Origin of the sequence: Pseudomonas sp. 22490, from assembly GCF_052044465.1 — a bacterium.
Taxonomy (GTDB): Bacteria; Pseudomonadota; Gammaproteobacteria; order Pseudomonadales; family Pseudomonadaceae; genus Pseudomonas; species Pseudomonas aeruginosa.
Window position 1 is genome coordinate 148,310 of record NZ_JBQENS010000003.1, and the last position, 21,164, is coordinate 169,473.

General features: G+C 65.8%; 24 protein-coding genes. 17 read left to right on the top strand and 7 right to left on the bottom strand.

Annotation, left to right across the window (positions count from 1 at the left end; genetic code table 11):
• Positions 1-89: 89 nt before the first annotated feature.
• From fabD to ACTJJX_RS04770, 10 genes are all read left to right on the top strand, one after another.
• Positions 90-1,028, top strand: a complete 939-nt coding sequence (gene fabD / locus ACTJJX_RS04725; protein WP_003091139.1) for an ACP S-malonyltransferase — start codon at positions 90-92, stop codon at positions 1,026-1,028.
• A 22-nt stretch (positions 1,029-1,050) separates the two neighbouring features.
• A complete protein-coding gene (gene fabG, locus ACTJJX_RS04730; RefSeq protein WP_003091137.1) occupies positions 1,051-1,794 on the top strand; it encodes a 3-oxoacyl-ACP reductase FabG in 744 nt (247 codons plus the stop codon).
• A gap of 195 nt (positions 1,795-1,989) precedes the next feature.
• A complete protein-coding gene (gene acpP, locus ACTJJX_RS04735; RefSeq protein WP_003091135.1) occupies positions 1,990-2,226 on the top strand; it encodes an acyl carrier protein in 237 nt (78 codons plus the stop codon).
• Positions 2,227-2,354: 128 nt separating this feature from the next.
• Positions 2,355-3,599, top strand: coding sequence for a beta-ketoacyl-ACP synthase II (gene fabF, locus ACTJJX_RS04740; RefSeq protein ID WP_003104132.1), 1,245 nt, complete (start codon positions 2,355-2,357; stop codon positions 3,597-3,599).
• Complete coding sequence (pabC, locus tag ACTJJX_RS04745; RefSeq protein WP_016852669.1) at positions 3,599-4,414, top strand: aminodeoxychorismate lyase; 816 nt, start codon at positions 3,599-3,601, stop codon at positions 4,412-4,414. The genes fabF and pabC overlap by 1 nt, the downstream gene beginning before the upstream one ends.
• A gap of 5 nt (positions 4,415-4,419) precedes the next feature.
• A complete protein-coding gene (gene mltG / locus ACTJJX_RS04750; RefSeq protein ID WP_003104128.1) occupies positions 4,420-5,469 on the top strand; it encodes an endolytic transglycosylase MltG in 1,050 nt (349 codons plus the stop codon).
• A gap of 28 nt (positions 5,470-5,497) precedes the next feature.
• Entirely contained in the window at positions 5,498-6,130 is a 633-nt protein-coding gene (gene tmk / locus ACTJJX_RS04755) for a dTMP kinase (RefSeq protein ID WP_016852670.1), read from the top strand.
• Entirely contained in the window at positions 6,123-7,109 is a 987-nt protein-coding gene (locus ACTJJX_RS04760) for a DNA polymerase III subunit delta' (protein ID WP_016852671.1), read from the top strand. The genes tmk and ACTJJX_RS04760 overlap by 8 nt, the downstream gene beginning before the upstream one ends.
• Before the next feature lie 33 nt (positions 7,110-7,142).
• The gene (locus ACTJJX_RS04765; protein WP_003091119.1) at positions 7,143-7,499 is read left to right on the top strand and encodes a PilZ domain-containing protein; all 357 of its coding nucleotides are present in this window, start codon (positions 7,143-7,145) and stop codon (positions 7,497-7,499) included.
• Between the two features lie 14 nt (positions 7,500-7,513).
• Entirely contained in the window at positions 7,514-8,290 is a 777-nt protein-coding gene (locus tag ACTJJX_RS04770) for a TatD family hydrolase (protein WP_003091117.1), read from the top strand.
• Positions 8,291-8,515: 225 nt separating this feature from the next.
• On the opposite strand, the gene ACTJJX_RS04775 is transcribed toward ACTJJX_RS04770, so the two are convergent.
• Positions 8,516-9,649 (bottom strand): aminotransferase class V-fold PLP-dependent enzyme, encoded by a 1,134-nt coding sequence (locus ACTJJX_RS04775; RefSeq protein WP_003118082.1) that lies wholly within the window; start codon positions 9,647-9,649, stop codon positions 8,516-8,518.
• Positions 9,650-9,734: 85 nt separating this feature from the next.
• On the opposite strand from ACTJJX_RS04775, the gene ACTJJX_RS04780 reads away from it, so the two are divergent.
• The 4 genes from ACTJJX_RS04780 to ACTJJX_RS04795 all read left to right on the top strand — a co-directional run bounded on the left by ACTJJX_RS04780 (position 9,735) and on the right by ACTJJX_RS04795 (position 12,695).
• Positions 9,735-10,373 (top strand): TetR/AcrR family transcriptional regulator, encoded by a 639-nt coding sequence (locus ACTJJX_RS04780; protein WP_003091114.1) that lies wholly within the window; start codon positions 9,735-9,737, stop codon positions 10,371-10,373.
• Between the two features lie 166 nt (positions 10,374-10,539).
• A complete protein-coding gene (locus tag ACTJJX_RS04785; protein ID WP_016852672.1) occupies positions 10,540-11,436 on the top strand; it encodes a radical SAM protein in 897 nt (298 codons plus the stop codon).
• A 64-nt stretch (positions 11,437-11,500) separates the two neighbouring features.
• Positions 11,501-12,133: a DUF4823 domain-containing protein gene (locus tag ACTJJX_RS04790; protein ID WP_003091112.1), complete on the top strand. Its 633-nt coding sequence runs from the start codon at positions 11,501-11,503 to the stop codon at positions 12,131-12,133.
• On the top strand, positions 12,126-12,695 hold the full coding sequence (locus ACTJJX_RS04795) for a DUF1285 domain-containing protein (protein ID WP_003138614.1): 570 nt from the start codon (positions 12,126-12,128) through the stop codon (positions 12,693-12,695). The genes ACTJJX_RS04790 and ACTJJX_RS04795 overlap by 8 nt, the downstream gene beginning before the upstream one ends.
• Positions 12,696-12,743: 48 nt before the next feature.
• Here ACTJJX_RS04795 and ACTJJX_RS04800 read toward each other — a convergent pair whose 3' ends face one another.
• Positions 12,744-14,399 (bottom strand): electron transfer flavoprotein-ubiquinone oxidoreductase, encoded by a 1,656-nt coding sequence (locus tag ACTJJX_RS04800; protein ID WP_003102932.1) that lies wholly within the window; start codon positions 14,397-14,399, stop codon positions 12,744-12,746.
• A 320-nt stretch (positions 14,400-14,719) separates the two neighbouring features.
• On the opposite strand from ACTJJX_RS04800, the gene ACTJJX_RS04805 reads away from it, so the two are divergent.
• The 3 genes from ACTJJX_RS04805 to fabV all read left to right on the top strand — a co-directional run bounded on the left by ACTJJX_RS04805 (position 14,720) and on the right by fabV (position 17,779).
• Positions 14,720-15,469 (top strand): electron transfer flavoprotein subunit beta/FixA family protein, encoded by a 750-nt coding sequence (locus ACTJJX_RS04805; protein ID WP_003091107.1) that lies wholly within the window; start codon positions 14,720-14,722, stop codon positions 15,467-15,469.
• Positions 15,469-16,398, top strand: a complete 930-nt coding sequence (locus ACTJJX_RS04810; RefSeq protein WP_003091099.1) for an electron transfer flavoprotein subunit alpha/FixB family protein — start codon at positions 15,469-15,471, stop codon at positions 16,396-16,398. The genes ACTJJX_RS04805 and ACTJJX_RS04810 overlap by 1 nt, the downstream gene beginning before the upstream one ends.
• A gap of 184 nt (positions 16,399-16,582) precedes the next feature.
• Positions 16,583-17,779, top strand: coding sequence for an enoyl-ACP reductase FabV (gene fabV, locus ACTJJX_RS04815; RefSeq protein WP_003102929.1), 1,197 nt, complete (start codon positions 16,583-16,585; stop codon positions 17,777-17,779).
• A 72-nt stretch (positions 17,780-17,851) separates the two neighbouring features.
• Here the strand turns inward: fabV and ACTJJX_RS04820 are convergent, their stop codons facing one another.
• The 5 genes from ACTJJX_RS04820 to ACTJJX_RS04840 form a co-directional block, all read right to left on the bottom strand.
• Positions 17,852-18,799, bottom strand: coding sequence for an alpha/beta fold hydrolase (locus ACTJJX_RS04820; protein WP_003091085.1), 948 nt, complete (start codon positions 18,797-18,799; stop codon positions 17,852-17,854).
• A gap of 128 nt (positions 18,800-18,927) precedes the next feature.
• The gene (cobM, locus tag ACTJJX_RS04825) at positions 18,928-19,680 is read right to left on the bottom strand and encodes a precorrin-4 C(11)-methyltransferase (protein WP_003102926.1); all 753 of its coding nucleotides are present in this window, start codon (positions 19,678-19,680) and stop codon (positions 18,928-18,930) included.
• On the bottom strand, positions 19,677-20,105 hold the full coding sequence (locus tag ACTJJX_RS04830) for a cobalamin biosynthesis protein (RefSeq protein ID WP_003102924.1): 429 nt from the start codon (positions 20,103-20,105) through the stop codon (positions 19,677-19,679). The genes cobM and ACTJJX_RS04830 overlap by 4 nt, the downstream gene beginning before the upstream one ends.
• 72 nt (positions 20,106-20,177) lie before the next feature.
• Positions 20,178-20,879 (bottom strand): CbtA family protein, encoded by a 702-nt coding sequence (locus ACTJJX_RS04835; RefSeq protein WP_003091061.1) that lies wholly within the window; start codon positions 20,877-20,879, stop codon positions 20,178-20,180.
• A 17-nt stretch (positions 20,880-20,896) separates the two neighbouring features.
• Positions 20,897-21,079 (bottom strand): CbtB domain-containing protein, encoded by a 183-nt coding sequence (locus ACTJJX_RS04840; protein ID WP_003091059.1) that lies wholly within the window; start codon positions 21,077-21,079, stop codon positions 20,897-20,899.
• Between the last annotated feature and the right edge of the window lie 85 nt (positions 21,080-21,164).

Below are 21,164 nucleotides of genomic sequence, written 5' to 3' on the forward strand. Positions count from 1 at the left end.
CCAGGCAGCCATCCAACACTCAGTTTCCTGCGCCAGTCGCGGCTGGCGCGTTATCTCCGACGAGCAAAAGACCACAAGGGACCTATTCAATGTCTGCATCCCTCGCATTCGTCTTCCCTGGCCAGGGTTCGCAATCCCTCGGCATGCTGGCCGAGCTGGGCGCCCAGCAGGCGCTGGTGCGCGATACCTTCGCCGAGGCCTCCGAGGCGCTCGGTTACGACCTTTGGGCGCTGGTCCAGAATGGTCCTGAAGAGCGCCTGAACCAGACCGACAAGACCCAGCCGGCCATCCTCACGGTTTCGATCGCGCTCTGGCGCCTCTGGCTGGCCGAGGGCGGTGCGCGCCCAGCGTTCGTCGCCGGGCACAGCCTGGGCGAATATTCCGCGCTGGTCGCGGCCGAAAGCCTGGCGTTCGCCGATGCGGTCAAGCTGGTCGAGCGTAGGGGCCAACTGATGCAGCAGGCGGTTCCGGCGGGGCAGGGCGGCATGGCCGCGATCCTTGGCCTGGAAGACGCCGATGTATTGGCGGCCTGTGCCGAGGCGGCCCAGGGCGAGGTGGTCAGCGCGGTCAACTTCAACGCGCCGGGGCAGGTAGTGATCGCCGGTGCCGCGGCTGCCGTTGAGCGTGCCATCGAGGCATGCAAGGCACGCGGCGCCAAGCGCGCGGTGGCGCTGCCAGTCAGCGTGCCGTCGCATTGCGAACTGATGCGTCCGGCCGCCGAGCAGTTCGCCGCCTCGGTCGAAAGCCTGCAGTGGCAGGCGCCGAAGATTGCGCTGGTGCAGAACGTCAGCGCCGCCGTGCCGGCTGATCTCGATACGCTGCGCCGCGACCTGCTGGCACAGCTGTACAGCCCGGTTCGCTGGGTGGAGAGCATCCAGCTGCTGGCGGAAAAGGGCGTCACCGAGCTGGTCGAGTGCGGGCCGGGCAAGGTCCTGGCAGGCCTCAACAGGCGCTGCGCGAAGGGCATCAATACCCATGGCCTGGATGGCGTCGAGGCGTTCGCCGCCACGCGCGCCGCCCTGGCCTGAGAGAGAGAAAGGAGAGAATCCCATGAGTCTGCAAGGTAAGGTCGCATTGGTAACCGGCGCCAGCCGTGGCATCGGCCAGGCGATTGCGCTGGAACTGGGGCGCCTGGGTGCCGTGGTCATCGGCACCGCGACCAGCGCGTCCGGCGCCGAGAAGATCGCCGAAACCCTCAAGGCCAATGGCGTCGAGGGTGCGGGCCTGGTCCTGGACGTTTCCAGCGACGAATCCGTAGCCGCGACCCTGGAGCACATCCAGCAGCATCTCGGCCAACCGCTGATCGTGGTCAATAACGCCGGCATCACCCGCGATAATCTGCTGGTGCGCATGAAAGACGACGAGTGGTTCGATGTGGTCAACACCAACCTGAACAGTCTCTACCGTCTGTCGAAAGCCGTTCTGCGCGGTATGACCAAGGCCCGCTGGGGGCGCATCATCAACATCGGTTCCGTGGTCGGCGCCATGGGCAATGCCGGGCAAACCAACTATGCCGCGGCGAAGGCCGGCCTGGAGGGCTTCACCCGTGCGCTGGCCCGGGAAGTCGGTTCGCGTGCCATTACCGTGAATGCGGTGGCGCCGGGCTTCATCGACACCGACATGACCCGCGAGCTGCCGGAAGCCCAGCGCGAAGCGCTGCTGGGCCAGATTCCGCTGGGTCGCCTGGGGCAGGCGGAAGAGATCGCCAAGGTGGTCGGCTTCCTCGCTTCGGACGGCGCAGCCTATGTGACCGGGGCCACCGTGCCGGTCAATGGTGGGATGTACATGAGCTGAATGTGACGTTACCTTTCTCGGGTCTGTCATAAGCGCTGTCTAGAATTCGTTGCGGAATTGCAGCCGGGTTATTAGATAGAATTATCGAAGTGGCCGTGGGAAGGTGAGGCGTTCAGCTTGAAAAGCAGAAAACCCTTTCTATACACTTACCCGCAGCCCAGCTGCTCGGATTTTCCATAGGAGTGAAAACAAGGTATGAGCACCATCGAAGAACGCGTTAAGAAGATCGTCGCTGAACAACTCGGCGTGAAGGAAGAAGAAGTCACCAACAGCGCTTCCTTCGTCGAAGACCTGGGCGCCGACTCCCTTGACACCGTCGAGCTGGTGATGGCTCTGGAAGAGGAATTCGAGACCGAAATCCCTGACGAGAAAGCTGAAAAGATCACCACCGTTCAGGAAGCCATCGACTACATCGTTGCTCACCAGCAATAAGTAGTCGTCGGATTTTCCGACGTGGAAAAGCCGCACAGCCTGTAAGGGCGTGCGGCTTTTCTTTAGCGCCTTACCTACTCTGGTAGTCTGTCGGCGCAACCCCGTGAAATGAGAAAGAGGAAGTCGTAGTGTCGCGTAGACGCGTCGTCATTACTGGCATGGGCATGCTGTCGCCGCTGGGCCTGGATGTCCCGAGCAGTTGGGAAGGTATTCTCGCCGGTCGCAGCGGGATCGCCCCGATCGAGCATATGGACCTGTCCGCCTATTCCACCCGCTTCGGTGGTTCGGTCAAGGGTTTCAATGTCGAGGAATACCTGTCCGCCAAGGAAGCCCGCAAGCTCGACCTGTTCATCCAGTACGGTCTCGCCGCCAGCTTCCAGGCCGTTCGCGATTCCGGCCTGGAGGTCACCGACGCCAATCGTGAGCGTATCGGCGTATCCATGGGTTCCGGTATCGGCGGCCTGACCAATATCGAGAACAACTGCCGATCCCTGTTCGAGCAGGGGCCGCGGCGCATCTCGCCGTTCTTCGTGCCCGGTTCGATCATCAACATGGTTTCCGGCTTCCTGTCGATCCACCTGGGTCTGCAGGGGCCCAACTACGCCCTCACCACCGCCTGCACCACCGGTACCCACAGCATCGGCATGGCTGCTCGCAACATCGCCTATGGCGAGGCCGACGTGATGGTCGCCGGCGGTTCCGAAATGGCTGCCTGCGGTCTCGGCCTGGGTGGTTTCGGCGCGGCTCGCGCGCTCTCCACTCGCAACGACGAGCCGACCCGTGCCAGCCGTCCGTGGGACCGGGATCGCGACGGCTTCGTCCTGTCCGACGGTTCCGGCGCCCTGGTGCTCGAAGAACTGGAGCACGCCCGTGCCCGCGGCGCGCGGATCTATGCCGAGCTGGTTGGCTTCGGCATGAGCGGCGACGCCTTCCACATGACCGCGCCGCCGGAAGACGGCGCCGGTGCCGCCCGCTGCATGAAGAACGCGCTGCGCGATGCCGGCCTGGATCCTCGCCAGGTCGATTACATCAACGCCCATGGCACCTCCACCCCGGCCGGCGACATCGCCGAGATCGCCGCGGTGAAGAGCGTGTTCGGCGAGCATGCCCATGCGCTGTCGATGAGTTCGACCAAGTCGATGACCGGCCACCTGTTGGGTGCCGCCGGTGCGGTGGAGGCGATCTTCAGCGTGCTGGCCCTGCGCGACCAGGTCGCCCCGCCGACCATCAACCTGGACAACCCGGACGAAGGTTGCGACCTCGACCTGGTGGCCCATGAAGCCAAGCCGCGCAAGATCGACGTGGCCCTGTCGAACTCGTTCGGTTTCGGCGGGACCAACGGCACCCTGGTGTTCCGCAGGTTCGCCGACTGATGCTGGACTGGGTCGACGGCCGGCCCGCCGCCGAGCTGTCCGTGCGCGATCGCGGACTGGCCTATGGCGACGGGCTGTTCGAGACCCTGGCGGTGCGCGCCGGCACGCCGCGTCTCCTGGAGCGCCACCTGGCGCGCCTGGAAGAGGGGTGTCGGCGCCTGGCGATCCCTCTCGACGCCGCGGCGTTGCGCCAGGAGTTGCTGGCGTTCTGCGCGGCGCTGGGCGACGGTGTCGCCAAGCTGATCGTCACCCGCGGCGAGGGTTTGCGTGGCTACGCGCCGCCTGCCGAGGCCTCGCCGCGGCGAATCCTCTCCGGATCGCCGCGTCCGGCCTATCCCGAGCGCCACTGGCAGCAAGGCGTGCGCCTGTTCGCCTGCCGCACGCGCCTGGCCGAGCAGCCCCTGCTGGCCGGCCTCAAGCACCTCAATCGCCTGGAGCAGGTCCTCGCCCGTGCCGAGTGGAGCGACGCCGGGCATGCCGAAGGGCTTATGCTGGACGTGCACGAGCGGGTAGTGGAGGGCGTGTTCAGCAACCTGCTGCTGGTTCTCGACGGCACCCTCGTGGCGCCTGACCTGCGGCGCTGCGGCGTCGCTGGAGTGATGCGCGCGGAATTGCTCGAGCGCGCCGAAGGAATCGGCGTCCCGCTGGCGATACGGGATGTTTCCATGGCTGAACTGGCGACGGCCGACGAGGTCTTTCTGTGCAACAGCCAGTTCGGCATCTGGCCGGTCCGGGCATTGGACGAGCACGTCTGGCCGGTCGGCAAGCTGACCCGTAAACTGCAAGACCAACTTCGCGACGACCTGGATTTCTGACTTTGATGCGCAAACTGCTGGTGCTGCTGGAGAGTGGCCTGTTGTTCGTTGGCCTCTGCGTCGGCCTGGCTGCATGGCAGCAGCAGCGGGCGCTGGAGCAGCCCCTGCAATTGACCGAGGAGCGCCTGCTGGACGTTTCCTCGGGCTCCACGCCGGGCGGCATGCTCGCGCGTCTGGAGCAGGAAAAGGTGCTCCATGGCGCGTTCTGGCTGCGCCTCTACTGGCGTTTCAACCTGCCGGGCCAGGCCCTGCACAGCGGCGAATACCGCCTCTTGCCGGGGATGAAGGGCGCCGACCTGCTGGAACTCTGGCGCGAAGGCGAGGTGGTGCAGTACAGCCTGACCCTGGTCGAGGGCTGGAGTTTCCGCCAGGTGCGCGAAGCGCTCGCCAGGCAGGGCAAGCTGGAGCAGACCCTGGCCGGCCTGAGCGACGGCGAGATCATGCAACGCCTCGGCAAGCCCGACGAAGTGGCCGAAGGGCGCTTCTTCCCCGATACCTACCGCTACACCCGTGGCATGCGCGACATCGACATACTGCGCAAGGCCTACCAGCGCATGCAGACCATCCTCGCCAAGGAATGGGATGGCCGCAGCCAGGACCTGCCTTATCGCGACGCCTACCAGGCGCTGATCATGGCCTCGCTGGTGGAAAAGGAAACCGGCGTGCCGGAAGAGCGTTCGCAGATCGCCGGCGTCTTCGTCCGCCGCCTGCAGCGCGGCATGCTGTTGCAGACCGATCCGACGGTGATCTATGGCATGGGCGAGCGCTACAACGGCAAGATCACCCGCGCCGACCTGCGCGAACCGACCCCTTACAATACCTATGTGGTGCCGGGCATGCCGCCGACCCCGATCGCCCTGGCCGGGCGCGAGGCGATTCGCGCCGCGCTGCATCCGGCCGAGGGTGAGACCCTGTATTTCGTGGCGCGCGGCGATGGCAGCCATGTGTTCTCCAGCAGCCTGGACGAACACAACAAGGCGGTCCGCGAGTACCAGTTGAAGCGTCGCTCGGACTATCGCTCCAGCCCCGCGCCCATCACCCCGCCGCCACAATGAGCGGCGCAGCCAAGATAAGGAGTGCCGTGTGACCGGCCTGTTCGTCACCCTGGAGGGCCCGGAAGGGGCCGGCAAGAGCACCAACCGCGACTACCTGGCCGAGCGCCTGCGCGAGTGCGGCATCGAGGTGCAGTTGACCCGCGAGCCTGGCGGCACGCCTCTCGCCGAGCGCATCCGTGAACTGCTGCTGGCGCCCAGCGACGAGCCGATGGCCGCCGATACCGAGCTGTTGCTGATGTTCGCCGCGCGGGCCCAGCATCTCGCCGGGGTCATCCGCCCGGCGCTGGCGCGCGGGGCCGTGGTGCTCTGCGATCGCTTCACCGATGCCACCTATGCCTACCAGGGCGGCGGGCGCGGTTTGCCGGAGGCGCGCATCGCCGCGCTGGAAAGCTTCGTCCAGGGCGACCTGCGGCCCGACCTCACGCTGGTCTTCGACCTGCCGGTGGAAATCGGCCTGGCGCGGGCGGCGGCGCGTGGCCGGCTCGACCGTTTCGAGCAGGAGGACCGACGCTTCTTCGAGGCCGTGCGTCAGACCTACCTGCAGCGCGCCGCGCAGGCCCCGGAGCGTTACCAGGTGCTCGATGCCGGGTTGCCGCTGGCCGAGGTGCAGGCTGGCCTGGATCGGCTGCTGCCGAATCTGCTGGAGCGTCTGAATGGCTGATATCTATCCCTGGCAGCAGGCGCTCTGGAGCCAACTGGGCGGCCGCGCCCAGCACGCCCACGCCTATCTGCTCTACGGTCCCGCCGGGATCGGCAAGCGTGCCCTGGCCGAGCATTGGGCCGCCCAACTGCTCTGCCAGCGCCCTGCCGCCGCTGGCGCATGCGGCGAGTGCAAGGCCTGCCAGTTGCTGGCCGCCGGTACCCATCCGGACTACTTCGTGCTGGAGCCGGAGGAGGCGGAGAAACCGATCCGGGTCGATCAGGTCCGCGACCTGGTTGGCTTCGTGGTGCAGACCGCGCAACTGGGCGGGCGCAAGGTCGTGTTGCTCGAACCCGCCGAGGCGATGAACGTGAACGCCGCCAACGCCCTGTTGAAAAGCCTTGAAGAGCCGTCGGGCGATACCGTGCTGCTGCTGATCAGCCACCAGCCCAGCCGCCTGTTGCCGACCATCAAGAGCCGCTGCGTGCAGCAGGCCTGCCCTTTGCCGGGCGCGGCGGCTAGTCTGGAATGGCTGGCGCGGGCCCTGCCCGACGAGCCGGCCGAGGCCCTGGAGGAACTGTTGGCGCTTTCCGGCGGCTCGCCGCTCACCGCCCAGCGCCTGCACGGCCAGGGCGTGCGCGAGCAGCGCGCGCAGGTGGTCGAGGGGGTGAAGAAGCTGCTCAAGCAGCAGATCGCCGCCAGCCCACTGGCCGAAAGCTGGAACAGCGTGCCGTTGCCATTGCTCTTCGACTGGTTCTGCGACTGGACGCTGGGCATCCTGCGCTACCAGTTGACCCACGACCAGGAGGGGCTGGGGTTGGCCGACATGCGCAAGGTGATCCAGTACCTGGGCGACAAATCCGGGCAGGCCAAGGTGCTGGCCATGCAGGACTGGCTGCTGCAACAGCGGCAGAAAGTGTTGAACAAGGCCAACCTCAACCGTGTCCTGCTTCTCGAAGCCCTGCTGGTGCAGTGGGCAAGCCTGCCCGGGCCGGGCTAGAATCCCGCTGATATTCGACTGGCAGGAACCTGCATGAGTTTGCCACCCAATCTGGGGCCGCGTAACGGCATCCTGTCCTTGACCATCAAGGACAAGTCCGTGCTGTACGCCGCCTACATGCCGTTCATCAGGAACGGCGGGCTGTTCATTCCCACCAACAAGAACTACAAGCTCGGCGACGAAGTCTTCATGCTGCTCAACCTGATGGAAGAGCCGGAGAAGATCCCGGTGGCCGGCAAGGTCGTCTGGATCACCCCGAAGGGCGCCCAGGGCAACCGTGCGGCTGGCATCGGCGTGCAGTTCAACGACGGTGACAACACCGCCCGCAACAAGATCGAAACCTACCTGGCCGGGGCGCTGAAGTCGGACCGGCCGACCCACACGATGTAACGCTAGACAGGATCATGCTGGTCGATTCCCACTGCCACCTCGATCGCCTCGACCTGGCCGCCCATGGCGGCTCGCTCGATGCGGCGCTGGATGCCGCGCGAGCGCGTGGCGTCGGTCAATTCCTCTGCATCGGCGTCAGCGCCGACAATGCCCAGGCGGTGAAGGCCCTGGCCGAGCGCTATGCCGACGTGCACTGTTCGGTGGGCGTGCACCCGCTGGACCTGGAGCCCGGAAGCGCGCCAGCGCTGGACTGGCTGCTGGGCGAGCTGGCGCATCCGCGGGTGGTGGCGATCGGCGAGACCGGCCTCGACTACCACTACGAACCGGAAGCCGCCGAGTTGCAACAGGAGGCGTTTCGCCTGCACCTGGAAGCCGCGCGGATCACCGCCAAGCCAGTGATCGTGCACACCCGCGAGGCGCGCGCCGACACGCTGGCGCTGCTGCGCGAGGCGGCGTTGCCGCAGGCCGGCGTGCTGCATTGCTTCACCGAGGACTGGGAAATGGCGCGATCGGCGCTGGACCTGGGCTTCTACATTTCCCTGTCCGGCATCGTCACCTTCCGCAATGCCGATGCCCTGCGCGAGGTGGCTCGCCAGGTACCGGCCGACCGGCTGTTGGTGGAGACCGACTCGCCCTACCTGGCGCCGATTCCCCATCGCGGCAAGCCGAACCTGCCGGAATACGTGCGCGATGTCGCCGAATTCCTCGCGACGTTGCGTGGCGTCAGCCTGGAAACCCTGGCGGAGCAGACTACCGCCAATTTCCATCGGCTGTTTCCGTTGGCCCGCTAGGCCGGCGCACGGATAAAAAAAACCCGGGTTCTGGGGGATGAATCCGGGTCAAGACCATTAGGAGTGGAACAAAGGTACGCATTCCTCGGTACCTTCACTGGCTGGGTACTTGGGGGGAGATACCGCGCGCCAGTACCTTTCAGTATTGGTCATGTTCGTGGGGCGTCCAGACAGGGCTGGCGGTTTTTTAAACAGATTTGGAATACCCTTGCGGTCCTTGAGTACCTAGGTGCCTGCGACCTGGCGCAAGATCGCCAGGGTATCGTCGATCACCGTCGAACTCGTGTAGAAGTGCGGGGAAAAACGGATACCTCCGCCACGCTGGGCGCAAATGACCCGTTCCTGGCGAAGCGTTTCGAAGAGTGTCCGATTGTCCTGGCCGTCCAGGCTGAAGGTCAGGATGCCCGCGCGTCGGCTCGGGTTCCGCGGGCTGTGCAGGCGTACCCCGGGAATTCCCGACAGACCGTCCTGTAGCCACTGGACGCGCTCGGCGATGTCTCTGCCGACCCGCTCCATGCCGACCTCCTCCAACAGCCCCAGGCTGGCCTCCAGGGCCATCGCGCCGAGCATGTTCGGGCTGCCGCATTCGAAGCGCCGGGCGCTGCGCGCCGGCCGCCAGTCGCGACGCTCGTAATCGAGGGCATGTTCCAGCATGTGCCAGCCATATTCGTGCAGCGCCAGGCGCTCGCGCTGCTCGGGATGGCAATAGAAGACGCCCAGCCCTTCGGGGCCGAGCATCCACTTGTGCCCATCGGCCATGGCGAAGGCACAATCGTAGGCCTGTACGTCGAAGGGCAGGGCGCCGAGCTGCTGGATCGCGTCGATGCAGAACAGCACCCCGCGGCGGCGACATCCCGCGCCGATGCGCTCCAGGTCAAGGCGCAGGCCGCTGGCGTACTGCACCGCGCTGATCGACAGCAGGCGGGTGCGCGGGCCGCAGGCGGCGAGCAGGGCGCTCTCGGGATCGTCGCCGGCGAGACCGACCTCGACCACTTCGACGCCGCGCGGGCGCAAGGCTTCCCAGACCACTCTATTGGAGGGGAACTCCTCGTTGCCGATGACGACCTGGTCGCCCTCTCGCCAATCCAGGCCGAAGGCTACGAAGGAAAGCGCCTCGGAGGTGTTCTTGACCAGGGCGAGGTCGCTGCCGGCGCGCGCATTGAGCAGTCGGGCAAGGCGCTCGCGCAGGCGATGTTCTATCTTCAGCCATTCCGGATAGTCGCTGGCGCCGTGGGCGACGTTCTCCCGGGCGAAGGCGCTCACCGCGTCGGCGGCGCGTCTAGGCCAGGGTGCGACCGCTGCGTGGTTGAGGTAGCGCAGACCGTTGGTCTGGTCGAATTCGTCCTGGTAACAATTCATCGTCGGATGTTCCGTGCATTTTCGTGCTGAATAGGCATAATACGCGGCTTCGATTTTTGACTCATTTTGACCTGACAGTCTTTTTATGCAGAAAGAGCCTCGCAAAGTTCGTGAATTTCGTCGCCGTGAACAGGAGATTCTCGATACCGCCCTCAAGCTGTTCCTCGAACAGGGGGAAGACAGCGTAACGGTCGAGATGATCGCGGATGCCGTCGGCATCGGCAAAGGCACGATCTACAAGCACTTCAAGTCCAAGGCGGAGATCTACCTGCGCCTGATGCTGGACTACGAGCGCGATCTCGCCGCCCTGTTCCATTCCGAAGACGTAGCCCGCGACAAGGAAGCCCTGTCGCGCGCCTACTTCGAGTTCCGCATGCGCGATCCGCAGCGCTACCGCCTGTTCGACCGCCTGGAAGAGAAGGTGGTGAAGACCAGCCAGGTGCCGGAGATGGTCGAGGAGCTGCACAAGATCCGCGCCTCCAACTTCGAACGCCTGACCCAACTGATCAAGGAGCGTATCGCCGACGGCAAGCTGGAGAACGTTCCGCCGTACTTCCATTATTGCGCTGCCTGGGCCTTGGTGCATGGCGCCGTGGCGCTGTACCACTCGCCGTTCTGGCGCGAGGTGCTGGAAGACCAGGAAGGTTTCTTCCACTTCCTGATGGATATCGGCGTGCGCATGGGCAACAAGCGCAAGCGCGAAGGCGACGCTCCCAGCGCCTGATACCTCTGGTGCCGGGACGCAGTCACTGCGCCCCGCGCACTCTTTGCCGGCAGGGATATACTCGTCGCCCATCGATCCGCCGGCGGGACGTCGGCTGCCCATTTCCGGCGAATCCGCCGGTGGCACCGTCCCGGTGGCGGCTCCACGTTCGTTCAGGAGTTCTCCGATGAGTGTCCGTGAATTCCCCATCCACTACATCGAACCGGTGTTCCGGCCCCCGAGCGAGGCGCATTCGCTGATCCTCCCGGTGACCAATGGCTGTTCCTGGAACAAATGCGGCTTTTGCGAGATGTATACCCAGCCGCAAAAGAAATTTCGCGCCCGCGACGATAACGAGGTACTGGAGGAGATCCGCCGCTGCGGCGAGCGCCTGATCGTCAAGCGGGTGTTTCTCGCCGATGGCGACGCCCTGGTATTGCCGACCCGCCGGCTGCTCGCGGTGCTGCAGGCGATTCGCCAGCACTTGCCGGAGGTGGAGCGGGTATCCAGCTACTGCCTGCCGCGCAACCTGCGCAGGAAGTCGGTCGACGAGTTGCGCGAACTGGCCGACGCCGGGCTGCGAATGGCCTATGTCGGCGCCGAGTCCGGCGACGACGAAGTGCTGGCGCGGGTCAACAAGGGCGAGACCTATTCCTCTACCCTGGATGCGCTGGAAAAGCTTGGCGAGGCGGGGATCAGTCGTTCGGTGATGATCCTCAACGGTCTGGGCGGAATGACCCTGAGCGCGCAGCACGCGGACAACTCCGCGCGCCTGATGAACGCCACCCAGCCGGAGTACCTGTCGACCCTGGTGGTGAGTTTCCCTACCGGCGAGCAGCGTTTCCGTGCTGGCTTCGCCGATTTCGAGGCGCTGGACCGGCGTGCCCTGTTCGTCGAGGTCGAACGCCTGTTGCAGGGTTTGGAGCTCGAAGACACGGTATTTCGCAGCGACCACGCTTCCAACTATCTGGTGCTCAAGGGCGAACTGGGTGCCGACAAGGCGCGCCTGCTGGCCGAGGTCCGCCAGGCCATCGAGCAGCCGCAGCACGCTGCCCTGCGCCAGGAGTGGCAGCGTGGCCTGTGATGGCGCGGAAGCTGCATCGGCTCGTCATTCGCCGGTTTTCCGACGCCGGCAGGGGAGATGACCGATGTTGCACCTGTTCCGTATCGCCCTGGCGATGCTCCTCCTGGGCAGCCTGTCCGCCTGCATGAAGCCCAGCGACCTGGCCGACGGCGCCGACTACTACCTGCGCGACGCCGGGGTGCTCGATCACAGCGCCAGCCAGCGCAGCAACAACCGGCGGATCCAGGCCGACTCCTTCATCTACATCGGCCAGGGCCCGTTCGTGCCGCCGGGCTACCGGTACGCGCGGCCGAACGTGGTGGCCGAGCAGGCCTTCGAAGGTTTCGTCGAGTATTTCCCGCTGGTGCGCCGCGCCAAGGCGCCGCTCGGTCTGGACGACGCGATGCGCGAGGCGCGTGCCGCCGGCGCTCACTACCTGCTGTACTGCCGTTTCGCCCGGGGCGACAACAGGATCGGCAACTGGGAGGAGTGGGAAGACGAAGAGGAACTCGGCCGGGTCGGGCGCGATCGCAGTGTCATCCAGGTCATGCTGATCGAGACCAGCACCCGTTTCCTGGTGGACAGCGCGACCATCCGCAGCCGCGGCGGTTTCCTGACGTTCTACGACGCCACCCCGGAAGACCTGCTGCGTCCCCCGCTGGAGCAATACGCCCAGGAATTGCTGGGCCTGAACAGTCGAGGAACAGGCTATGAGTGATACCGGCAAGGCCAACGACCTGCTGGCGCAGATCCCCAGGGGCGAAAAGAAGGGCCTGCCGCCCGTGCACCTGTGGAATCCGCCGTTCTGCGGCGACATCGACATGCGCATCGCCCGCGACGGCACCTGGTTCTACCTGGGCACGCCGATCGGACGCAAGCCGATGGTGAAGCTGTTCTCCAGCATCATTCGCCGCGACGGCGACGACTATTTCCTGGTGACTCCGGTGGAAAAGGTCGGTATCCGCGTCGACGATGCGCCCTTCGTCGCGGTGACCCTGCAGGTGCAGGGCGAGGGCGGGGCGCAGGTACTGCGCTTCGCCACCAACGTCGAGGACGAGGTCGAGGCGGACGCCGGGCATCCGCTGCGCGTCGAGATCGACCCCCGCACCCAGGAACCCACGCCCTACCTGCGGGTGCGCGACAACCTCGAGGCGCTGGTGCATCGCAACGTGTTCTACCAGCTGGTCGAGCTGGCGGTGCCGCGCCGGATCGACGGCATCGAATGGCTCGGCGTCTGGAGCCACGGCGAGTTCTTTCCCATCGGCCCGCAGCCGGACTGACAGGCGCAGCATGAAAAAAGGCTCCCGAGGGAGCCTTTTTCGTTTGCCTTACATGTTGGGGTAGTTCGGCCCGCCGGTACCTTCCGGCGCCACCCAGGTGATGTTCTGCGCCGGGTCCTTGATGTCGCAGGTCTTGCAGTGCACGCAGTTCTGCGCGTTGATCTGGAAGCGCTTGCTGCCGTCGTCGTTGGCCACCACTTCGTACACGCCTGCCGGGCAGTAGCGCTGGGCCGGCTCGTCGTAGAGCGGCAGGTTCTTCTCGATCGGAATGCTCGCATCGGCTAGCTTGAGGTGGATCGGCTGGTCTTCCTCGTGGTTGGTATTGGAGAGGAACACCGAGGACAGCTTGTCGAAGCTGAGCTTGCCGTCCGGCTTCGGGTAGTCGATCTTCGGCGCTTCGCTGGCCTTTTTCAGGCAGGCGTAGTCCGGCTTGTCGTCATGCAGGGTGACGGGGATCTTGCCGCCGAAGATGTTCTGGTCGATGAAGTTGAACGCGCCGCCGCCGATAGCGCCGAACTTGTGGATGGCCGCGCCGAAGTTGCGGCTGCGGAACAGTTCGTCGTACAACCAGCTGGCCTTGAACGCATCGACGTAGCTGGACAGCTCGTCGCCGCCTTCGCGGCCGGCGGCCAGGGCCTCGGCGATCGCGTCGGCGGCGAGCATGCCGGACTTCATCGCGGTGTGGCTGCCCTTGATCTTGGCGAAGTTCAGGGTGCCGAGGTCGCAACCGATCAGCGCGCCGCCGGGGAAGACCATCTTCGGCAGCGAATTCAGGCCGCCCTTGCAGATGGCCCGGGCGCCGTAGGCCACGCGCTTGCCGCCTTCCAGGTACTGCTTGACCACCGGGTGGTGCTTGTAGCGCTGGAACTCGTCGAACGGCGACAGGTGCGGGTTGCTGTAGGACAGGTCGATGATCAGGCCGACGAACACCTGGTTGTTCTCCAGGTGGTAGAGGAACGAGCCGCCGGTATTTTCGTCGTTCAGCGGCCAGCCGGCGGTATGGACCACCAGGCCGGGCTTGTGCTTGGACGGGTCGATGTCCCAGATTTCCTTGATGCCGATACCGTAGTGCTGGGCATCGGCCTCGCTGTCCAGGTTGTATTTCTTGATCAGTTGCTTGCCGATGTGCCCGCGGCAGCCTTCGGCGAACAGGGTGTACTTGGCCCGCAGCTCCATGCCGGGGGTGTAGTAGCCTTCTTTCGGGTTGCCTTCGCGGTCGACGCCGAGGTCGCCGGTGACGATGCCGCGGACCACGCCGTTCTCGTCGATCAGCGCTTCCTGGGCGGCGAAGCCCGGATAGATCTCCACGCCCAGTCCTTCGGCCTGCTGGGCCAGCCAGCGGCAGAGGTTGCCCAGGGAGATGATATAGTTGCCCTCGTTGTGCATGGTCTTGGGCACGAAGAAGTTGGGCACCTTGGTAGCGCTCTCGGCGCTCTTCAGGACGTAGATGTCGTCGCCGGTCACCGGGGTATTGAGCGGCGCGCCGAGTTCCTTCCAGTCGGGGAACAGCTCGTTCAGCGCGCGCGGCTCGAACACCGCGCCGGAGAGGATGTGGGCGCCCACTTCGGAACCCTTCTCGACCACGCAGACGCTGATCTCTTGACCGGCTTCGGCGGCCTTCTGCTTCAGTCGGCATGCGGCGGACAGACCGGCGGGGCCAGCGCCGACGATGACGACGTCGAATTCCATGTATTCGCGTTCCACTATCGATCTCCTACTCAAGGCTCACGGTATCTGTTTATTGGTGGCTGAGATCTTTCCCTGATCAGAGCGGGCGCATTATATATAGCTGCATGGGCAGGTCCAATACAAACGTTTGTTTGAATTCTTTGGAAGCCTGATAGAATCGGCATTCGAGGGGGGGAAACCACCCTTTTGCCGTATTGACCGAAAAGGGTGATCCGGTCAAGATACGGGCGGTTTTGCGGTCGCTGTCTAGCAGAGTGTCGGTTTCCGGCCGGCGAGCATCACCGGCCAGGCCTGTCTGGCGACATCCTTATTCACCGGAGAATAACGAGGAATCCATGAAGGTTCTTGTAGCAGTCAAACGAGTGGTCGACTACAACGTCAAGGTCCGCGTCAAGGCGGACAACTCCGGCGTCGACCTCGCCAACGTCAAGATGTCCATGAACCCCTTCTGCGAAATCGCCGTGGAAGAAGCCGTGCGCCTGAAAGAGAAGGGCGTGGCTACCGAGATCGTCGCTGTCTCCGTCGGCCCGACCGCCGCCCAGGAGCAACTGCGCACCGCGCTGGCGCTGGGCGCTGACCGTGCGATCCTGGTGGAGAGCAACGACGAGCTGAACTCCCTGGCCGTGGCCAAGCTGCTCAAGGCCGTGGTCGACAAGGAGCAGCCGCAGCTGGTGATCCTCGGCAAGCAGGCCATCGACAGCGACAACAACCAGACCGGCCAGATGCTCGCCGCGCTGACCGGCTACGCCCAGGGCACCTTCGCCTCCAAGGTCGAGGTCGCTGGCGACAAGGTCAACGTGACCCGCGAGATCGATGGCGGTCTGCAGACCGTCGCGCTGAACCTGCCGGCCATCGTCACCACCGACCTGCGCCTGAACGAGCCGCGCTACGCGTCGCTGCCGAACATCATGAAAGCCAAGAAGAAGCCGCTGGACGTGGTGACCCCGGACGCCCTGGGCGTTTCCACCGCTTCCACCGTGAAGACCCTGAAGGTCGAGGCGCCGGCTGCACGCTCCGCTGGCATCAAGGTCAAGTCCGTGGCTGAACTGGTAGAGAAACTGAAGAACGAGGCGAAGGTAATCTAATGGCTATCCTGGTTATCGCTGAGCACAACAACGCGGCCCTGGCGGCTGCCACCCTGAACACCGTTGCCGCTGCCAAGGCCATTGGCGGCGACATCCACGTGCTGGTCGCCGGACAGAACGTTGCCGCCGTGGCCGAAGCCGCCGCCAAGGTCGAGGGCGTCTCCAAGGTGCTGGTCGCCGACAACGCCGCCTACGCCCATCAACTGCCGGAAAACGTCGCACCGCTGATCGCCGAGCTGGGCAAGAACTACAGCCACGTGCTGGCCCCGGCTACCACCAACGGCAAGAACTTCCTGCCGCGCGTCGCCGCGCTGCTGGACGTCGACCAGATCTCCGAGATCGTCGAAGTGGTCAGCCCCGACACCTTCAAGCGTCCGATCTACGCCGGCAACGCCATCGCTACCGTGCAGTCCTCGGCTGCGGTCAAGGTGATCACCGTGCGTACCACCGGCTTCGACGCCGTCGCCGCCGAAGGCGGTTCGGCTGCCGTCGAGCAGGTTTCCGGTCCGGCCGATGCCGGCAAGTCCGCCTTCGTCGGCGAAGAGCTGGCCAAGTCCGACCGTCCGGAACTGACCGCTGCCAAGATCGTGGTCTCCGGCGGCCGCGGCATGCAGAACGGCGACAACTTCAAGATCCTCTACGCCCTGGCCGACAAGCTGGGTGCCGCAGTCGGCGCTTCCCGCGCCGCGGTCGACGCCGGTTTCGTGCCGAACGACATGCAGGTCGGCCAGACCGGCAAGATCGTCGCCCCGCAGCTGTACATCGCGGTGGGCATCTCCGGTGCCATCCAGCACCTGGCGGGCATGAAGGACTCGAAGGTGATCGTCGCGATCAACAAGGACGAAGAGGCTCCGATCTTCCAGGTCGCCGACTACGGCCTGGTCGCCGACCTGTTCGACGCCGTACCGGAGCTGGAAAAGGCCGTCTGAGCCCGATTCCAAGCCGACAAGACCCGCTCCCCGGAGCGGGTTTTTTTATGTCCGGGCTGCGACGCGTGACCCTTTGGTCACGATTCCTGCCTTCGGTCCGCCCAAGCGGAGGTGTCTCATTTACAATGCGCGACGTCTCTAGCTCCTGAATGTGCTTTTCCGGCATCTAGCAACCGAGGTTTTCATGATCATCAAACCGCGCGTGCGTGGCTTCATCTGCGTCACTACCCATCCGGCAGGCTGCGAGGCCAACGTCAAGCAACAGATCGACTACGTCGAGGCCAAGGGCCCCGTCGTCAACGGACCGAAGAAGGTCCTGGTCATCGGTTCCTCCACCGGCTATGGCCTGGCTGCCCGCATCACCGCCGCGTTCGGTTCCGGCGCCGATACCCTCGGGGTGTTCTTCGAGCGTCCGGGCAGCGAGAGCAAGCCGGGCACCGCCGGCTGGTACAACTCGGCGGCCTTCGAGAAGTTCGCCCACGAGAAAGGCCTGTATGCCCGCAGCATCAATGGCGACGCTTTCTCCGACGAGGTGAAGCGGCTGACCATCGAGACCATCAAGCGCGATCTCGGCAAGGTCGACCTGGTGGTCTACAGCCTGGCCGCGCCGCGCCGTACCCATCCGAAGAGCGGCGAAGTGTTCTCCTCGACCCTCAAGCCGATCGGCAAGTCGGTCAGCTTCCGTGGCCTGGACACCGACAAGGAAGTGATCAAGGACGTGGTCCTGGAGGCGGCCAGCGACCAGGAAGTCGCCGATACCGTTGCGGTGATGGGCGGCGAGGACTGGCAGATGTGGATCGACGCGCTGCTGGAGGCCGACGTGCTGGCCGACGGCGCGAAGACCACCGCGTTCACCTACCTGGGCGAGAAGATCACCCACGACATCTACTGGAACGGTTCCATCGGCGCAGCCAAGAAGGATCTCGACCAGAAGGTCCTCGGTATCCGCGACAAGCTCGCCCCGCTGGGCGGCGACGCGCGCGTGTCGGTGCTCAAGGCGGTGGTGACCCAGGCCAGCTCGGCGATCCCGATGATGCCGCTGTACCTGTCGCTGCTGTTCAAGGTGATGAAGGAGCAGGGTACCCACGAAGGTTGCATCGAGCAGGTCGACGGCCTGTACCGGGAGAGCCTGTACGGCGCCGAGCCGCGCCTCGACGAGGAAGGCCGCCTGCGTGCCGACTACAAGGAACTGCAGCCGGAAGTGCAGTCCCGTGTCGAGGAGCTGTGGGACAAGGTAACCAACGAGAACCTTTACGAGTTGACCGACTTCGCCGGCTACAAGAGCGAGTTCCTCAACCTGTTCGGTTTCGAGGTCGCTGGGGTCGACTACGAGCAGGACGTCAACCCGGACGTACAGATCGCCAACCTGATCCAGGCCTGAGGCCTGTATCCGAGCCGTCCTCGCGACGGCTCCCGCTCCCCCGCACCGGCGCCCAGGCGCCGGTTCGCGTTTTCAGCGACCGGCCACCTGGGCGTTCCGTACGCCGTCGAGGAAGGCCTGGTAGTGCTGCGCGGTTTCCTCCGGGCGTTCGACCATCGGCACGTGTCCGCAGTTTTCCATGATCACCACGCTGGGCCGCTTCAGCAGCGGACGCATCACCTCGATGCTGGAGACGTCCAGCACGCGGTCGCGGTCGCCCCAGAGCAGCAGGGTCGGTGCCTCGATCTTCGGCAGTTCCGGCTCCAGCGGGATGTAGCGCTGGCGCAGTTGTTCGAATATCTGCGCGTTGAACGCCGACGCGGCTACCGCGCGTTCGCCGAGGTAGCGCTTGAGCGGCGCCGGCAGCGGCGGTTGCTGGACGAACACGAAGTCGAGCAGCTTCTGGAAGTCTTCCGGCTGGCGCACCACCAGGGGATTCTCGCCGCGCTCCAGGTCCTCGAACAGTTCGCTCTTGCGCGCCGGCATCACCCCGGCGTTGTCGATCAGCGCCAGCGATAGCACCTGTTCCGGATGGCGCGCCGCGTAGAGCGCGGCGATGTGCCCGCCCATGGAGTTGCCGGCCAGGTGCAGGCGGCGCACGCCGATGGCGGCGGCGAAATTGGCGACTCGCTCGGCCTGGGTGCCGACGTCGTAGCTGGCCTGTTGCGGCTTGCTGCTGTCGCCGAAGCCGGGCAGGTCGAGGGCGACCACATGGTAGCGCTCGGTCAGCGGCCGGGCGAAGCGCAGCCAGTTGTCCTTGTCGGCGCCGAAGCCGTGGATCAGCAACAGGGTCGGGTTCTTCTCCGAGCCACCTTCCAGGTAGGCGATCTCCAGGTTGTCGACCTGCACGCTGTGCTCGCTGAGACCGGCGAGACCGCGCTCGACGGTGCGTACGCTGGCGAGGAGGGTAGCCGGGACGAAGTAGAGGACGCCGGCGGCGACCGCCAGCAGCAGAACCAGACCGAGGAGGAATCGTTTCATGGGTGTCCGAAGGCTTCAGGAAAAAAGGGGCCAGCGCTGAACGCTAGCCGTGCCGGCCCGCTGTCGCAAGCCTTGTGACGAGTCTAGGCGTGCTGCCGGTGGTCGGCGCCGAACCTAAGGACGGCGGTTCATTCGCCGGGTCGATAGAGATGTCGATGCTCGGCGCGGTACAGCGAAGAGTCGGCGAAGCCTTCGGCGGCCAGCACCTCGCCGACCAGGATCAGCGCGGTGCGGCGGAAATTCCTGGCGGCGACCTTGGGCAGGATGTCGCCGAGGGTGCCGCGAACCTGTTCCTGGTCGGGCCAACTGGCCCGGTGGATCACCGCGACCGGGCAGTCGGCGCCGTAGTGCGGCAGCAGTTCCTCGACGATCTTCGCCAGGTGGGCGACGCCCAGGTGGATCGCCAGGGTCGCCCGGTGGCGCGCCAGGTCGCCCAGGCTCTCGCCTTCCGGCATCTTCGTGCGTGCGGCGTAGCGGGTCAGGATCAGCGTCTGGGACACTTCGGGCAGGGTCAGCTCGCAGCCGAGCAGGGCGGCGCAGGCGGCGGTGGCGGTGACCCCGGGGACGATCTCATAGGGGATGCCGAGTTCGCGCAGGTGGCGGATCTGCTCGCCGATGGCGCCGTACAGGGAGGGATCGCCGGAATGCACGCGGGCTACGTCGAGGCCGCGGCGATGGGCTTGCGCGAGTAGCTCGACGATCTGTTCGAGGTCCAGCTCGGCGGTGTTCACCACCTGGCCGGCCTGGTGCCCCTCGAGCAGCGCTTGCGGAACCAGCGAGCCGGCGTAGAGGATCACCGGGCACTGGCGGATCAGGCGCTGCCCCTTGACGGTGATCAGGTCAGGGTCGCCGGGACCGGCGCCGATGAAATAGACGGTCATGGGAGTTCTCGTTCGGTGAGAAGACGTGCCAGGGCGATGCTCGCCCGATCGTCGCTGCGTTTCGCCCCGAGCAGATCGGCGCGACCGCCACCCAGGCGTTCGGCCAGGGCCAGGGCGGCGGCCTCGGCGACGCTGGAGCAGCCGGTTTCGCGCAGCGCGACGGCGGAGGGGCTGAGCAGGCGCGGCTCGTAGTCGTGCAGGACGGCGGGTGCGAGGAAATGCACGGGGCGTTCGAGCAGCGCGGCCAGTTGCCGCAGGCCGGGTTCGTCGCGTTTGCCGTCGATGCTGGCGAGGGCGTCCAGCTCGGCCAGGCTGCGCCCGTGTTCGCCCAGCGTTCGCTCCAGCAGCGCGCGCAGATGCTCGGCGCTACAGCCTCGGCGGCAGCCGATGCCGGCGATCAGCAGGCTGGGGATGGGCAGGGGCATGCGCGCACCGGAGGAAATGGAAGGAGAGGCACTATGGACCCGCGACCGGCAAGGGTCGCGGGTGGCAGGCGGTCAGGCGTCGACGCCGCCCCGGTTGCGCCGGAACAGCCAGGCAGCGGCCAGGCCGAGGGCGGCCCAGAACAGCGCATTGCTGACCAGCGAGGCGACCACGAAACGCTGGGCCAGGGCTTCCGGCGCCAGGCTGGCATGGACCTCGGGCTGCGGCGCGCCGAACAGGTGCGGCAGCGCCAGCAGGACGGCGCCGACCAGCTTCAGCGGCCAGTTGCCGCCGAACACCAGCAGGGCCAGGCCCACCGCGGTGGCGGCGGCGGTGGCGATCCACCAGTACTGGCGTTGCACCAGGTCGGCCGCGGCGGTACCCGGCAGCTCCGGCGGCAGGCCCAGCGACGGCGCCAGGCAGAACACCGCGTAGCCGGCCAGGCCCCAGAGCAGGCCCTGCCAGGTCTGGCCCGGCGCGCGCAGGGTGAAGAGGCCGGCGAGCATCAGGGCGAAGCCGACCGCCACCACCAGGTTGCCGCCGGTGGTGGAGAGGGTACGCTGCCAGCCGTCCTCCGGCTCCCAGGCCTCCTCGTCGTGGACATGGGCGGCGACGCCGGGGGCGTGTTCGTGGGGCTGGGCCGCGACCGGCTCGCTCTTCTCGTAGGTCTCCGCCTCGAGGATCAGCGGGGTGACCCAGAGAATCTGCAGCAGGGTCAGCAGCAGGGCGGCGAGCAGGCCGGCGAAGCCGGCGGTCTGGGCGATGCGCTTGATCATTCTGGTTCCCTCGCGACTCAGTGGCAGGGGAAGCCGGAGCTGTGCCGGGTATCGTGGGCGGCGTTGTGTACCGCGTCGATGTGCGAGAAACCGGCGAAATAGACCAGCAGCGCGCCGAGCAGGCCGGCGCCGATGGCCAGGCTCAGTCGCTTCGACAGGGAGGTGGTGGAGCTGGCGTGCGCCAGGGTGCTGCTGGACATGGTGCGTTCCCTCTGGATTGGCATGGGCGTGGCAGAGGAGTACGCACGAGGAACGGGACCGGACGGCCCGCTTCACGCTTGCGCC